The sequence below is a fragment of the Desulfovibrio sp. genome (genome assembly GCF_014803725.1).
In the GTDB taxonomy this organism is placed as follows: domain Bacteria; phylum Desulfobacterota; class Desulfovibrionia; order Desulfovibrionales; family Desulfovibrionaceae; genus Desulfovibrio.
In genome coordinates this window covers 39449-53293 of the sequence record NZ_JAAVBE010000020.1, presented here as the reverse complement: position 1 = coordinate 53293, position 13845 = coordinate 39449, and the positions used below count along the sequence as shown (strand labels likewise).

General features: G+C 66.8%; 11 protein-coding genes. 2 read left to right on the top strand and 9 right to left on the bottom strand.

Features of this window, described 5'->3' with window-relative positions:
* Positions 1 to 2: 2 nt before the first annotated feature.
* From HDR50_RS07220 to dut, 9 genes are all read right to left on the bottom strand, one after another.
* Positions 3 to 1403 carry a TolC family protein gene (locus HDR50_RS07220; RefSeq protein ID WP_291357317.1) on the bottom strand — a complete coding sequence of 467 codons (1401 nt, stop codon included), beginning with the start codon at positions 1401 to 1403 and terminating at the stop codon, positions 3 to 5.
* A 268-nt stretch (positions 1404 to 1671) separates the two neighbouring features.
* The gene (locus tag HDR50_RS07215; protein WP_291357315.1) at positions 1672 to 2394 is read right to left on the bottom strand and encodes a hypothetical protein; all 723 of its coding nucleotides are present in this window, start codon (positions 2392 to 2394) and stop codon (positions 1672 to 1674) included.
* Positions 2395 to 2454: 60 nt separating this feature from the next.
* Positions 2455 to 3636 carry a quinone-interacting membrane-bound oxidoreductase complex subunit QmoC gene (gene qmoC / locus HDR50_RS07210; RefSeq protein ID WP_291357313.1) on the bottom strand — a complete coding sequence of 394 codons (1182 nt, stop codon included), beginning with the start codon at positions 3634 to 3636 and terminating at the stop codon, positions 2455 to 2457.
* Between the two features lie 12 nt (positions 3637 to 3648).
* Positions 3649 to 5973 carry a hydrogenase iron-sulfur subunit gene (locus HDR50_RS07205; protein ID WP_291357311.1) on the bottom strand — a complete coding sequence of 775 codons (2325 nt, stop codon included), beginning with the start codon at positions 5971 to 5973 and terminating at the stop codon, positions 3649 to 3651.
* Positions 5974 to 5978: 5 nt separating this feature from the next.
* A complete protein-coding gene (locus HDR50_RS07200) occupies positions 5979 to 7214 on the bottom strand; it encodes an FAD-dependent oxidoreductase (RefSeq protein ID WP_291357309.1) in 1236 nt (411 codons plus the stop codon).
* 296 nt (positions 7215 to 7510) lie between these two features.
* The gene (gene aprA, locus HDR50_RS07195; protein ID WP_291357307.1) at positions 7511 to 9499 is read right to left on the bottom strand and encodes an adenylyl-sulfate reductase subunit alpha; all 1989 of its coding nucleotides are present in this window, start codon (positions 9497 to 9499) and stop codon (positions 7511 to 7513) included.
* A 32-nt stretch (positions 9500 to 9531) separates the two neighbouring features.
* Entirely contained in the window at positions 9532 to 10020 is a 489-nt protein-coding gene (aprB, locus tag HDR50_RS07190) for an adenylyl-sulfate reductase subunit beta (RefSeq protein WP_165078757.1), read from the bottom strand.
* Positions 10021 to 10295: 275 nt separating this feature from the next.
* Positions 10296 to 11495 carry an aspartate aminotransferase family protein gene (locus tag HDR50_RS07185; RefSeq protein WP_291357304.1) on the bottom strand — a complete coding sequence of 400 codons (1200 nt, stop codon included), beginning with the start codon at positions 11493 to 11495 and terminating at the stop codon, positions 10296 to 10298.
* A 50-nt stretch (positions 11496 to 11545) separates the two neighbouring features.
* Positions 11546 to 12049: a dUTP diphosphatase gene (gene dut, locus HDR50_RS07180; protein WP_291357302.1), complete on the bottom strand. Its 504-nt coding sequence runs from the start codon at positions 12047 to 12049 to the stop codon at positions 11546 to 11548.
* Positions 12050 to 12188: 139 nt separating this feature from the next.
* Here dut and HDR50_RS07175 point away from each other — a divergent pair, with 139 nt between their 5' ends.
* Both HDR50_RS07175 and aroQ read left to right on the top strand, forming a co-directional pair.
* Positions 12189 to 13037, top strand: a complete 849-nt coding sequence (locus tag HDR50_RS07175; RefSeq protein ID WP_291357300.1) for a shikimate dehydrogenase — start codon at positions 12189 to 12191, stop codon at positions 13035 to 13037.
* A gap of 290 nt (positions 13038 to 13327) precedes the next feature.
* On the top strand, positions 13328 to 13774 hold the full coding sequence (gene aroQ / locus HDR50_RS07170) for a type II 3-dehydroquinate dehydratase (protein WP_291357298.1): 447 nt from the start codon (positions 13328 to 13330) through the stop codon (positions 13772 to 13774).
* Positions 13775 to 13845: the final 71 nt, after the last annotated feature.

Genomic DNA, 13845 nt, shown 5'->3' with positions numbered 1-13845 from the left:
GCTCAGTTTTCCCGGATGATGTCGGTTGCGGTGCAGGCGTTCATGAAGTCCGGCATGTTGCCGGAAACGAGGTGTAGCAGGGCGTAATTGACCACGAACTGGAAGGCCGCCACCCGGCGCTCCACCTCGGCTGCGAGCAGCTGGTCGCGGGCCTGGGTCACGTCGAGCGCGGTATACAGCCCCTCGCCGAAGCCCTCGCTCTTGAGTTTCAGGTTTTCCCGCGCCAGCGCCACGCCCGAGGCCGTGAGGGTATATTGCTCGCGCGCGTTCTGGGTGTTGATCCACGCGGTCTCCGTGGCCGTCCTCACCGCGTTCACGGCTTCGGCCTGGCCCGCGCGCGCCTCGCGCAGGGTGGCCCGGGCGCTCTTGTAGTCCGCCAGGCGATCGCGCGAATCCCAGAGGGTGAGGTTCACGCCAAGGCCGGCCAGCCACTCGGGCCATGCGGCGGCCTGGTGCGGATGGGCGAAATAATACTGCCCGAAGGCCATGACCTGCGGGAACCACGAGCTTTTGCTGGCGTTGACGCCCTGGTCGGCCTGCTGGACGCGGGCCTCCACGGCGGCGAGCTGCGGATTGTTTTTGAGGGCCTGCTCCACCCAGGTCTCCATGGGCGGAAGGCCCTTCTTGAGCACAAAGAGCGGCGTGGACAGGGTGCCGAGAGTGTCGGAAAGGAGCAGGCGCTGCAACTCGAGCTTTGCCGTGCGCACATGGTTGCGCGCCTTGAGGCGCTCGCGCTCGGCGGCGTCGCGCGCCACCTTGACGCTCATCACCTCCACATGGCTCACCATGCCCTCTTTCTCGAACGAGCGGGCGCGGGCGAGCTCGCGGTCTTGCTCGGCGAGCGTGGCCTCGCGCAATTTCTGGAGGGAGAGCGCGAGCTGGAGGCCGAAATACTTGGTGACGAGCTCGGCGTCGAGCTGGTTGGTCTGCTCACGGTGCTGCGCTTTGGCCTCTTCCGCGCCGTACTTGGCGGCTTTTTGCGCCGCGCCGATCTTGCCGCCGGTGAAGATGGGCATGGTGCCGGTGACGGCCGCGCGGGGGCCGCTGAAATTGTAGGTGTCCTCGATGTCAAGGGGCATGGAGCCGAGCGGCGTGGAGACCGAGCGGTCAACGTCCACCTTGGCCTCGCCCCACATCTCCACGGCGCCCACGCCGATGGTGGGGCCGTGCAGCCACTTGAGCGAATCCGCGGCCTGCTCCTTGCTCTCCACATTGGCCGCCGAGGCCTTGAGGGCGTTGCTCCGCTCCTGCAACTGTTCGCGCGCGCGGCTAAAGCTCAGGTCAGCGGCGGCCGAGGGGGAGGGAAGCACGAGGCCCGCGAGCAGGAACAGCAGAGCCACCGCCCCGAGGAGCCGGTGCTTGCCGTGTGTGCCGGCAGATGCGGCGTGTGTGGTGTTCCGCATACACACCCCTTGGGAGTGGCCGCCCGCGTCGCCGGGACGCGGCAGAGCGGGCCCTGGGCGCACTCTGGAAATTCTCTGGAAACGGTCTCGGGTATTTTTATAGGGCGCGAAAGAGAAGTCAAGAAGGCCCGGGGCCGGGGAGTGCTGGCGGCTTTTCGGGCTTGCGGCCCTTCCGGCGGTGCCGCAGGGTCGCCCCGCGACGGGCACAGCCAAAAACGAAGGCCCCGGCAATGCCGGGGCCTCGTGAAACAGGCGCTGTGCCGAAAACCTAGAAGCCGAAGCCGTCGGCATTGGCCCCGGAGGTGCCGAAGCCGAATTCCTCGGGCACGCTTGAGGCGGCCTCCTCCTGCACTTCGGCCACTGTCTCGCCGCCGGTGCCGGCAGCGGCGGCAGCGCCGCCCACCACCATGCCCTTGAGGCCGTCCTTGATGGCGTCCTTGATGGTCTGCATGAGCTCGTCGTGGTTCACGGCCACCTTGCCCTGGAACTCGGCCACCTGGCGGGTGAGGCCGCCCACCTCGGTCTTCATGGCCTTGAGCTTGCCCTCGAGCTCGTCGCACTTTTTCTGCACGGCCTGGGCATGGGCCTCGAAGGGCTCAAGCTCGCGCACGCGGGCCTCGAGCTTCGCCACGGCCTCGCTCTGGCGGGTGGCGGCGGCATTGGCCTCGGCCATGGCGTCCAGCGCCTCGGCGGCGAGAGCCCTGGTGCGGCCGTCCATGGGCGTGAGCGACACATTGTCGCCGAGGGCCTTGCGCCACTTGGCCACAAAGGCGCTCCAGTCCTGGCCCTCGGCCCAGTCCATGTCCATGAATTTGGGATACCAGCGCGCGAGCCACGCGGCCGCGAAGGGGCCCACGGCTGCGGCGCAGGCCGCGCAGGTGACGGAGCGGCCGGTGATGAAGCCGGCGAGCTCCTGCACGTTCACGTCCTTCTTGCCCGTCACGAGGGCGAGAACAGTTTCCAGCGGAAAGACTTTGCGATCATCAGCCATGGCGGCTTCCTCCTCGAAGATCGGTACTGCGTTGGTGTGTGCCCGTGCCGTGGCTGCGGGTCAGCTTCTTCCGTACATCCGCACATAGACCATGGCCGCCACCCGGTACACGAAGTGCCCGAGCTTGGACCACGGCGCATAGGCGAAGAGCATCCAGACAAAGACCAGATGCAGGTAGTAGACGATGAAGGCGGAGTGGATGCAATCCATGAGCCGGAACACCTGCGAGAACATGCCGGTCACGGCCACCAGCCAGATGATGCCGAGCAGGTACCAGTCATAGTAACTGGAGGACTGGTACTTGGGGTTGAGCCGCGCGCGCCGCCAGGTGAGCAGGGCCAGCGCCACGAGCAGCAGGATGGCCCCGATATTGGCGAGCACCTTCACCGGGAAGGTGAGCGGCATAGGCGTTTCGATGAGGATGCAGGGCAGCACCTTGCCGCCCCAGTGACCGATGGCCACGATGGTGGTGACGAGCGCCAGGATGGCGAAGCTCCAGACGAGCATGGTGTGCGACACGCGCCGGCTCTCCTGGGGCACGCCCGTGGCCGGGCCGTCCTGGCAGTCGTCGAACTTGCGGCCAGTGATGACCTCCTCGAAGAGCACGTCCCAGAGAATGCGGAGCCAGCACTTCTTCGGCCCGAGCACGAGCAGGCCCCCCTTGGGCTTGAACATCTGCCACAGGCGCATGCAGCCCCAGGCGAGGATGGCGAGCGCCCCGAAGAAGGTGAGCATGAAGATGGGGTCGATGGTATAGTCGCCATAGAAGATCTGCCCGAACACGATGCGGCCGTCGGCCGCCCGCGGGAACCAGTTGCCGTCATTGAAGCCCGCGCGGATCCACCAGACGATGAGCCAGAGCAAAGCCGGGATGCCGAAGAGCCAGGGCAGCCCCTTGCAGGAGCTCATCCACTTGCCCACGATGGAGGGCGGCGTGAGGTCGCGGTAGATCATGTTGCGGGCCGCGGACATCATTTCCGCGGGCTTGGCGCCGCGCGGGCAGAGGTCGGAGCAGTTGCCGCAATTGTGGCAGAGCCAGAGGTCAACGTCGGCCGCGAGCTTTTCCTTGAGGCCCCACGAAGCCCAGACCATTTCCTTGCGCGGATAGGGCGCCACCTCCGGCGAGAGCGGGCAGGCCACCGAACAGGTGGCGCACTGGAAGCACTTTTTGAGGTCGCTACCCCCTGCTTCCATGAGCTCCCGCGTGAAGGCGGGATCGGTGTGCAGCGTCATTTGCGCCATGAGACCTTCCTCCTACATGCCCTTGAACGGGTTGGGGCCAAGGGCCGTGATGCGGGCGACAAAGCCGTCGATGAGGTCCGGCACCCTGTCATATTCGTCGATGGCCACCTCGAGCTGGTCCACGCGCTCCGGCTCCACACCGAGGCGGCTCAGGGTCTCGGCGATGTTGTCGCGCCGGCGGGCGCAGATCTCCGAACCCTTGACGAAGTGGCACTGGTAGTCGTCGCCATACTTGCAGCCGAGCAGCAGCACGCCGTCAAAGCCCTTGCTCATGGCGTCCGACACCCAGATGGCGTTGACGGAGCCAAGGCAGCGCACCGGGATGACCCGGCAGTACGGGCTCCACGACTTGCCGCGCAGGCCGGCCATGTCGAGAGCCGGGTAGGCGTCGTTCTCGCAGGCGAGGATGAGGATGCGCGGGCCTTCCTTCTTGAAGTCCTTGGGAACCTGAACCTCGCGGATCATGGAGCCGATCTGGTCGATGCTGTAGTTGGCGAAGGAGATGACGCGCTCCGGGCAGGCGCCGAAACAGGTGCCGCAGCGGCGGCAGCGCGCCGGGTTGGGCTTGGGCGTGCCCTTTTCGTCGTCGTCGAGCGCGCCGAAGGGGCATTCCTCGGTGCAGCGCTTGCACTGGGTGCAGCGCACGAAGTTGAACAGCGGGTGCGAGGTGTCGCCCGAGCGGGGCAGCACGGCCACGCCGTGTTCCGCCGCCTCGATGCACTGGATGGCCTTGAGCACCGCGCCGCAGGCGTCCTCGGCGCAGGCGTCCAGCGTCATGGGCTGGCGCACGCAGCCNGCNGCATANACGCCGGTGCGCCTNGTCTCATAGGGGAAGCAGATGTAGTTGGANTCGGCGAAGCCGTCGAAGAGGTCNAGNTCCGGGAAGTCCGGNCCCTGNCGGTAATCGAAGTTGACCGTGAGGTCTTTCGCCGTGGTNGGCACGAGGCCGCAGGGNAGNACNACNAGNTCNACCTCGAGGTCGAAGTCCATGCCGAGGAGNGTGTTGGCGCAGGAGACCACCACNCGGTCGCCGAGGTCNTTCACGGCGGTCACGTCGGCCTTGGTCATCATNANGCCGAGCCGGTCCTGCATCTTCNTGTANAAGCGCTCGAGGATGCCGGGGATGGCCATGTTCTTGTAGATGACAAAGGCCTGCACCGCGTCGTTCGTCTTGTCGCAGATGATGTTGGCCTGNCGCAGCATGCCCACGCTGTTCACGGCGTTGGANTACTGGAGGTGGCGGATGCTCTCCAGATCTTCNTTGACGTAGGGCGNGTCCATGTTTTCGCCGTCGCTCTCCACGTTCTGGCCTTCGTCCTCCTTGAGGGCGTCNGCGGCCTCATAGACGCCGCCGTCCCCGGCCTCGCGGGCGAGCNCGCCTGCGCCGAAGGCCTGCTCGGCGAGGGTGGTGTCGAGCACGAANGCGATGCGCCTGGCCGTGACCTTGCCCTCCACGAGCATCTTGGCGAACTGGCCNGCATGGANNACNGANGGGCTGCCGTAGCCCATGGGCTCGAGATACTTGCCGTCNAGCGGCGTCCAGCCNGTGGCGAGCACCACGGCGCCCACCTCCACNNTNACNGGGCCTTGCGGCGTGGCGATNTCGGCNTTGAATTCGCCGGGCTGGCCNTCGAGNTTCGTCACCGTGGCCTCGAGNTGGCGGGTGATNTTNGGCTCGGANTCAAGGCGCGCGATGCGCTCNNNGAGCTCCAGGGGCTCCTTGTCCGTCCACGGGGAGGCGAGNGGNGAGGAGACCGGGATATTGTTGGCCGCGCCGCCGAGCNTGTCGGACTTTTCCACGAGNACGACCTCATAGCCCGAGGCCGCGGCNTCCATGGCCGCGTGCATGCCCGTCCAGCCGCCGCCGATGACGAGGATGCGGCGCGTGCCCGGGCCCGTGGCGGGCTCCGGNGTCTCGGTCTTTGAAAGGCGCACCATGCCCATGTTCACATAGTCNGTNGCCATGAGGCGCAGNAGCTCGGGCGCGTCGCCGGGGGGCAGCCCCAGCACGGAGGCGCCGTCCGGGTCGCGGTAGGCGAGCACGCACTGCTCGCGCAGGTTGACGTGCTCCACCTGCACGGNNGTGCCGTCATGGGGCGCGAAGCGGTAGAGGTCCGCGTCCACGCGCGGCGAGGCGCCGCAGAGCAGCAGCCCGTCAAGGCCCTCGGCCGCGATGTCGGCCNTNATGCCGTCCACGGCCTCCGCGAGCACGGGCACGACCTTGACCACGGCCGCGAGCGAGCCCCACTTGTCGCGCACGCCCTGGGCCAGGGCCTCCGCGTCCAGGCCGCCGCCGATGTTGGACTGATCAAAATAGACGCCAATCTTGCCGGCCATGCCGCCTACCTCCCTTTCACCGTTTGCACCGCCTTCAGGGCGGCGGCTGTGCCGGACTGGGCCGAGCGCGTCACGTCAAGCGGCATGCGCGCGCAGCCGCAGGCAAAGATGCCCGCCTCCTCGCCGCCGGCCACGAAGCCGTCCTCGTCCAGCGGNAGCGGCAGGGGAAGCTCCTTGCCGGCNAGAGAGGGCTGCATGCCCGTGGCCAGGACGGCGAGGTCGAAATCAAGGGCGAGTTTTTCGCCGCGCACCGCGTCCTCGGCGATGAGGCGCACGCGGTCGCCCTCGATGGCCTGNGCTTCCGCCACCTTGCCCTTGATGAAGGTCACGTTGGGGAGCCGCTGCACCTTCTCGAGCACNTTCACATAGCGGCCGGGCGCGCGCAGGTCGATGTAGAACACCGTGACCTTCGTCTGCGGCGCCTGNTCGGCGAGGTAGAGGCACTGCTTGAAGGTGGCCATNCAGCAGATATAGGAGCAGTAGTTCAGGTGGTTCTGGTCGCGCGAGCCCGCGCACTGCACGAAGCCCACCGAGAGCGGCTGNCGNCCGTCGGAGGGGCGNACGATCNTGCCGCCCGTGGGCCCGAAGCTGGAGGCCAGGCGCTCCATCTGCATGTTGCTNANGCAGTTCNCGATGTCGCCGCCGCCGAGATTGACGAGATGCTCCATGCCGTAGGGCTGCCAGCCGGTGGCCACCACGATGGCGCCCACGGAAAGCTCGATCTCGCGCGGGCCCTCGTTGATCTCAAGGAAGCGGTTGCCGGCCACGCGCGCGGCGTCCGCGCGGGTGAGGGTGTCCGGGTCGAGCACCCAGCGGGCCGGATACGCGAAGGGCATGGCCTTGTAGAGCGCCTTGCGCGAGGAAAGGCCGAAGTTGAACTCGCTCTTCGTCTCGCCGTCGAGGGTCTGGGCGAGGAGGCTGAAGTCCACGTTATGCGGGGCCGTGTGCCGGGGCGAAAGGCGCACTTTTGCGGTATAGTCGCCCTTCCTGCCGGAGAGGCCCACCACCTTGGCGAGCGTCAGGCAGGTGATGCGCGGGTTCTTCCTGATGCGCTGGAACTGGATCTCCAGACCGCAGGAGGGCGGGCAGAGTTTGGGGAAATATTTGCTGAGCTGGGCCACCCGGCCGCCGAGCCAGGGCGATTTTTCCACGAGAAACACGTCGTGGCCCAGTTCCGCCGCTTCGAGGGCGGCGGTGAGGCCCGAAAAGCCCCCGCCCACGACGAGAATGGCGTTGGACATCCTGGAGATCCTCCTGCGTTGCGCGGCGCACGGCTTGCGGCTTGGCCGCGGAAACTGCCCCGGAGGCCGGAGCGGATGAAAGGAGGGCGGCCTCGTGCCGCCCTCCCCGGGCCGCTGATTTCAGCGGCCCCGAAAATTGCGAGGAGGCTGCGGCTTTGCCGCGCCGTTAACCGAGCGATTTTCGTGCCTTTGCGTCCGGCCGCGCGGCCGAACGTGGCGGCCCCGGCTTCGCCGGGCCGCCTCCATCGGAGGAGGGCGGCCTCGTGCCGCCCTCCCTGATGCGTTGCGTTTTGCCCCTAGTCGGGGATGATCTGGATATAGGGCTTCTTGAAGAAGGTGGTCACACCGGTCTTGGGATCGAACTTCGAGTTCACGAAGCACTTCCACTTGCTGTCGTCGAGGCCGAGGCAGTCAGCACGGTAGTAGAAGCCCGGATAGCGGGTCTCTTCGCGGAAGGCGATGTGCTGCATGTGCAGGCGCACGGTCCACAGGCGGTGGTAGTTCTCCCAGCAGCGCAGGAGTTCGTGCAGGTCGCGGGCGGCCAGCTTCTCGGAGTCCACTTCCAGCATGTCGAGCAGGTGGAAGCCGGTCTTCAGCATGGCGTCGGAGGTGGTGTAGTAGGTGGCCACACCGCCGCCGTATTCGTCCGTGTGCTTGATGAGCCGCATCATGAAGTTCTTGGGCGCGATGTAGCTCGGGTTGACCACCGGGTCGGTGGAGACGCCCTTGCCGGCCATGTAGTTGTCATAGGGGCGGTAGACGAGCTTGCGCAGCTCTTCGTCCGTTTCCTTGATGGTGGGCTGGAAGTCCTTGTGGTCAACGCAGAAGCGCACCATCTGCTTGCCGGCGATGCGGCCCTCGGCGTGCGAGCCGGAGGAGAACTTGTGGCCGGAGGCGCCCACGCCGTCGGCGCAGGTGAACAGGCCCTCGACGGTGGTCATGCGGTTGTAGACCTTGCCGTTGCTGGCGCGGACCTTGTATTCCTCGGGCACCCAGTCTTCGTCCGGGCCGGAGACCCAGATGCCGCAGCAGCCGGAGTGCGAGCCGAGCAGGTAGGGCTCGGTGGGCATGATCTCGGAGCCGCGCTCCTCGGGAAGCGTGTCGGTGCAGGCCCACAGGTTGGCCTGGCCCACGCACATGTCGAGGAAGTCTTCCCAGGCCTCGCTCTCAAGGTCCTTCTGCTGCTCTTCGTTGAGGGTGGCGAAGGTGGTGTTGAGGGCGGTCTTGGTGTCCATGTAGATGGGGCCGCGGCCTTCGCGCATCTCACGCAGCATCATGTGGTTGCGCAGGCACGTGGGGATGACGTTGCCCTTGGCGTAGCCGCGGTCCTCATAGGGCTTGAGCATGGCCTTGTTGGTCACGCAGTAGTCCTGGCCGAGGGAGTTGGTGGCTTTGGCCTTGAAGAGCAGGAACCACGCGCCCACCGGGCCGTAGCCGTCCTTGAAGCGGGCCGGGACGAAGCGGTTTTCCATCATGGTCATCTCGGCGCCGACCTGGGCGCAGAGCGAATAGGTGGAGCCGGCGTTCCACACCGGGTACCAGGCGCGGCCCATGCCCTCACCCATGGAGCGGGGACGGTACACGTTCACGGCGCCGCCCGCGCCCACCATGATGGCGTTGGCGCGGAAGATGTGCACCTCGTTGGCGCGCAGGTTGAAGCCCACGGCGCCGGCGATGCGGTTGGGCACGTTCTTGTCGAGCAGGAGCTTGACGATGAACATGCGCTCCATGATGCGGTCTTCACCAAGGGCGTTCTTGGCCGCTTCGGCCACGATGCACTTGTAGGACTCGCCGTTGATCATGATCTGCCAGCGGCCGGAGCGCACGGGCTTGTCGCCCTTGGCGAGGCTCATGCCCTTGGCCTTGGCCTGGGCGCCGTTGAGGTTGTGGCCGTCGGGGCCCTTGATCCAGCAGGGCAGGCCCCACTCCTCGAAGAGCAGCACGCTGTCGTCCACATGCCGGCCCACGTCGAAGATGAGGTCTTCGCGAACGATGCCCATGAGGTCGGTGCGGACCATGCGGACATAGTCGTCGGGGGTGTTGTCGCCCAGATAGGTGTTGATGGCGGAAAGGCCCTGGGCCACGGCGCCGGAGCGCTCGAGGGCGGCCTTGTCGCAGAGCAGGATCTTGAGGCCATGCTTGTCGCCCCAGCGGACGGCTTCATAGGCCACGCCGCACGCGCCCATGCCGCCGCCCACGATGAGCAGGTCGACATCGTGCGTTTTGACGCTGGGTTCGGAAATCGGCACGCCCTTGGCGGGTTCGTTAACAGGAATCGTCGGCATCTTCGTATTCTCCTTCTCGCGTGCGCGGCTGGCTAGTTGCTGTGGGCGATGACGGTGGAGGTCTTGTCGGCCTCCTGAACGTCAAACTTCTTCTTGATGGGGGCCTGGGGCTCGGCGAGCTTGGTCTCGGTGAAGAGGCACTCGTCGTCCAGGTTGGCGCCCTCGGGCTTGCCCTCGTAGGGCTTGATGGAGCCTTCCGGCGTGGTGCGGATGGGGAACTTGAAGCGCTTCACGCTGCCGTTGCGGAACTGCACCGTCCACATGATGGAGTCGGCCGAACGCAGGGGAATACAGACGCCGCCCATGGGGCAGAAGTCGGCGTAGGGGCGGGCCGAGATGGCGCCCTGCGGGCAGATCTTCACGCAGGAATAGCATTCCCAGCAGGCATCCGGCTCCTGGTTGTAGGCCCTCATGGCCTCGGGGTCGAGGATCATGAGGTCATTGGGGCAGATGTACATGCAGGCGGTCTTTTCGCCACCCTTGCAGCCGTCGCATTTGGACGGATCGACAAACGTCGGCATACGTGTCCTCCACTCGTAAGAAGTTATGCCGTGCTCATGCCGGGAACGGCGCGCCCCCCCGGGCGCCTGCGGATCCCCGACGCGAAAACGAAGAGCGCATGGCTTGCGAAATTAGTAACAAGGCGCGGCGCTTTGCGTCAAGCCCCCTTTGAAAAAATTCCCGGGTACTTAAATGGAAAGTTGTTGTATTTCCGTTGTTTATTTCGGGAAAAAATATGAGCGCCCCGGGCCTTGAGTGACCCGGGGCGCTCATAAAAGGCTGGCAGACGCCATGGTCAGCGCCCGGAAAGGATGTCCTCCAGCGTGATGGCAAAACTGTCGAGCTGCACTTCCTCGATGGTGAGGGCCGGCAAAAGGCGCAGGGTCCTGCCGTGGGAGAGATTGCAGATGAAGCCGCGGCGCAGCAGCTCCTCCCACACGGGCTTGCCGTCGCCCGCAAGCTCCACTCCGATCATCAGGCCCACGCCGCGCACCTCGCGGATCTTTTCGGGCATGCGCTCCTGAAGGCCGCGCAAGCGCTCCATGAGGGCCGCGCCTAAGCGCCCCGCGCGCTCGGCGAGGCCGTCGCGCAGCATGATCTCCACCACTTTCGCGGCCACGGCGCTCGTGAGCGCGCCGCCGCCAAAGGTGGTAGCGTGGCTCCCGGCCTCGAAGCCGCGGGCCATTTCGTCCGTGGCGAGCATGGCGCCCATGGGCAGGCCGTTGGCCAGCGACTTGGCCACGCTGATGGCGTCGGGCGTGAGGCCCGCATGCTGGAAGGCCCAGAACTTGCCCGTGCGTCCCATGCCGCACTGCACCTCGTCGCAGAGGAAGAGCACATCCCGCTTGCGGCAGAGGGCCTCCACGCCGCGCAAATAGTCCTGCGGCAGGGGCACAACGCCGCCCTCGCCCTGCACGCATTCCACAAGCACGGCGGCGGTCGCCGGCCCCATGGCCGCGGCCAGCGCGTCGAGGTCGCCCGCCGGCACCTGGCGGAAGCCTTCGGGCAAGGGCGTGAAGCCGTCCGACAGGCTCTCGCGGCCCGTGGCGGCGAGCGCGCCCAGGGTGCGGCCATGGAAGCAGCCCTCGAGGGTGATGATTTCGTAGGCGTCGCGCTGTTTCACCTTGCGCATGTAGCGCCGGGCGAGCTTGATGCAGGCCTCGTTTGCCTCGGCGCCGGAATTGCAGAAAAAGGCCTTGCTGTGGTGCGTGGTCGAGAGCAGGCGCTCGGCGAGGTCGAGCTGTTCCTGCTGGTAGAAGAGGTTGCTCACATGCCAGAGCTTGCGCGCCTGGGCCTCAAGGGCGGCGTTGACCTCGGGATTGCAGTGGCCGAGGCCCACCACGGCGATGCCGGCGAGCAGGTCGGTATATTCCTTCCCGTCCACGTCCCAGAGGCGGGAGCCCTCGCCGCGCGCGATGGCCAGCGGGTAGCGGCTGTATGAGCGGCACAGCAGGCGCTCTTCCTCTGCGCGGATGGTGTCGAAGGCGTGCGACATGGGAGACTCCTTTGCGGCGGCGCCGCGTGCTGGTGAGACTGGGGAAAGGACTAGCGGCCGGTGTGGCCGAAGCCGCCGGCGCCGCGCCCGGTGGGGGCGAGCTCGGGCACTTCCTCCCATGCGGGGCGGGCGTAGGGCTGAAAAACGAGCTGCGCCACGCGCTCGCCATGCCTGAGCACGCGCTCCTCGCCGGAAGTATTTAAGAGGAAGACGCGGATCTCGCCCGTATAGTCCGGGTCGATGAGGCCTACGCCCTGCGCCACGGTGAGCCCGTCGCGCGCGCCGAGGCCGCTGCGGGAATAGACGAAGCCCGCCCAGCCGGGCGCAAGGGGCTGGACGCTCAGGCCCGTGGCAACGGCGAGGCGCCCCCCCGCGGGGATGCGCGTTTCCGGCACATCGAGGCAGGCGCGCAGGTCGATGCCGGCGGAATGGGCCGTGGCCGGCGCGGGCAGTCCGCCGTCAGGGGCATAGAGCTCACGCGCGCCGGGCCGCGTGAAGGCGAGGCGGACGGGGAAGCTCGTCCCGTGCGCCGCAAGGCCGGAAGTTTCGTTCATGCCGCCTTGTAGCGCAGCGTCCGGCCGACTGCAAGGGGAGGCCGCGCACCCTTTGGGCACCCCTTTTGCCCCACCCCTTGAGCATTGACCACGGCCCGCGCCGGGGCGTATGAATGGGGCAACATCACGGGGAACACGCATGAACGCATCCGCACAGGCAGGAGCGCCGCTGCCCGAACAGCTCTATGGCGTCATCGGCTGGCCTCTTTCCCAGAGCCTTTCGCCGCTCGTCCACAACACGGGCTTCCGGGCCCTGGGCATCCCGGCCGTGTATTTGCGCTGGGAGATACCGCCGGAGGGCCTCGGCACCTTCATGGACGCCGTGCGCCTGCTGAATATCCGCGGCTGTTCCGTGACCATCCCGCACAAGCAGGCCATCCTGCCCTTTCTGGACGTGGTGAGCGAGGCCGCCACCCTGGCCGGCGCCGCCAACACGCTTTATTGGAAGGAGGATGCCCTCTGCGGCGACAATACCGACGTGGCCGGCTTTCTCGCGCCGCTCACCGCCGTGCCGCTGGAGCGCATGGACGCGCTCTTGCTGGGCGCCGGCGGGGCCGCGCACGCCGTGGCAGCGGCCCTGCGCCTTCGGGGCTGCCGGCAGGTGCGCGTCTGCACGCCCGGCAACAAGCGGCACCTCGAGCTCGCCGAGCGCTTCGGCTTCACGTCTGTGGCCTGGGACGAACGCTATGCCGCGCCCGCGGGCCTTGTCATCAATGCGACACCGCTCGGCATGCACGGAAAGCACGAGGGCGAGACGCCCTATGACTTTGCGCTGGCGCCCAGGGTTGCGGGCGGCATCGCCTATGACATCGTGTACAACCCGGCCGAGACGCGCTTTTTACGCGAGGCCAGGGGCGCCGGGCGGCGCTGCATCGACGGCGTTGCCATGTTTTTCGGCCAGGCCGACGCGCAGTTCCGCATCTGGACCGGGCAGGCGCTGCCGGAAGCGGCGCGCGAAGCGCTCGGGACGGCACTGGGGGCCCGCTGAGGCGGGGAGGGGAGAGGCTTTTTGCGTCCGTGCGCGCTTGCGCTGCAACTGTGACGCCGAAATTATCCGTCAAAAACAGCCTTTTTGCTGCTTGCTGCGTCAGAGAAAAATTTCCTTGGTCGAGTACTTGAGTATACTCCCTACGGAAATTTTTATCTTCCTTGCAAGCAGCAAAAAATCTTATTTTTTAGGATCCTTCCGGCACCAGCACCCGTCTTCCGCTTCGCTCCAGACGGAATGAAGGAATTTCCGTCTCCTTATCGCGGAGAATTAAGCTCGAGGAGAGGCGCATGACCATCCTTGTCCTGCACGGCGTCAACCTTAATATGTTCGGCCGGCGCGACCCGGCGCACTACGGCACGGCCACCCTTGCCGACATCGACGCGGCCCTCGCCGCCCTGGCCGCGGAGCTCGGCGTCGGGCTTGCCACTTTCCAGACCAATCACGAGGGTGACATGGTTGAGCGCATCCACGCCGCGCTCGACGACGGCACGGCCGGCGTGGTCATCAATGCCGGCGCCTGGACGCACACGAGCCACGCCATCGCCGACGCGCTCGCCATCCTCACCGTGCCCGTGGTCGAGGTGCACATGTCCAACGTGCATGCGCGCGAGCCCTTCCGGCACGAGAGCGTGCTTGCCCGCGTCTCTTCGGGCAGCATCGCGGGCTTTGGCGTGGAGAGCTATCTGCTCGGCCTGCGCGCGGCCGTGGCGCTGGCTGGCCGCGCCCTGCGCTGAGGGCGAGCGCCCCATTCCCCTCCCCGGGGCGGGGGCTGGATTTTCGTTTGTGCTTCCTGTACGGTGACGGG

Coding starts and splice junctions, on each gene's coding strand:
- aroQ (WP_291357298.1), top strand. CDS start 13,328: ATGACCATCCTTGTCCTGCACGGCGTCAACCTTAATATGTTCGGCCGG.
- HDR50_RS07185 (WP_291357304.1), bottom strand. CDS start 11,495: ATGTCGCACGCCTTCGACACCATCCGCGCAGAGGAAGAGCGCCTGCTG.
- aprB (WP_165078757.1), bottom strand. CDS start 10,020: ATGCCGACGTTTGTCGATCCGTCCAAATGCGACGGCTGCAAGGGTGGC.
- qmoC (WP_291357313.1), bottom strand. CDS start 3,636: ATGGCGCAAATGACGCTGCACACCGATCCCGCCTTCACGCGGGAGCTC.
- HDR50_RS07220 (WP_291357317.1), bottom strand. CDS start 1,403: ATGCGGAACACCACACACGCCGCATCTGCCGGCACACACGGCAAGCAC.
- HDR50_RS07215 (WP_291357315.1), bottom strand. CDS start 2,394: ATGGCTGATGATCGCAAAGTCTTTCCGCTGGAAACTGTTCTCGCCCTC.
- dut (WP_291357302.1), bottom strand. CDS start 12,049: ATGAACGAAACTTCCGGCCTTGCGGCGCACGGGACGAGCTTCCCCGTC.
- aprA (WP_291357307.1), bottom strand. CDS start 9,499: ATGCCGACGATTCCTGTTAACGAACCCGCCAAGGGCGTGCCGATTTCC.
- HDR50_RS07175 (WP_291357300.1), top strand. CDS start 12,189: ATGAACGCATCCGCACAGGCAGGAGCGCCGCTGCCCGAACAGCTCTAT.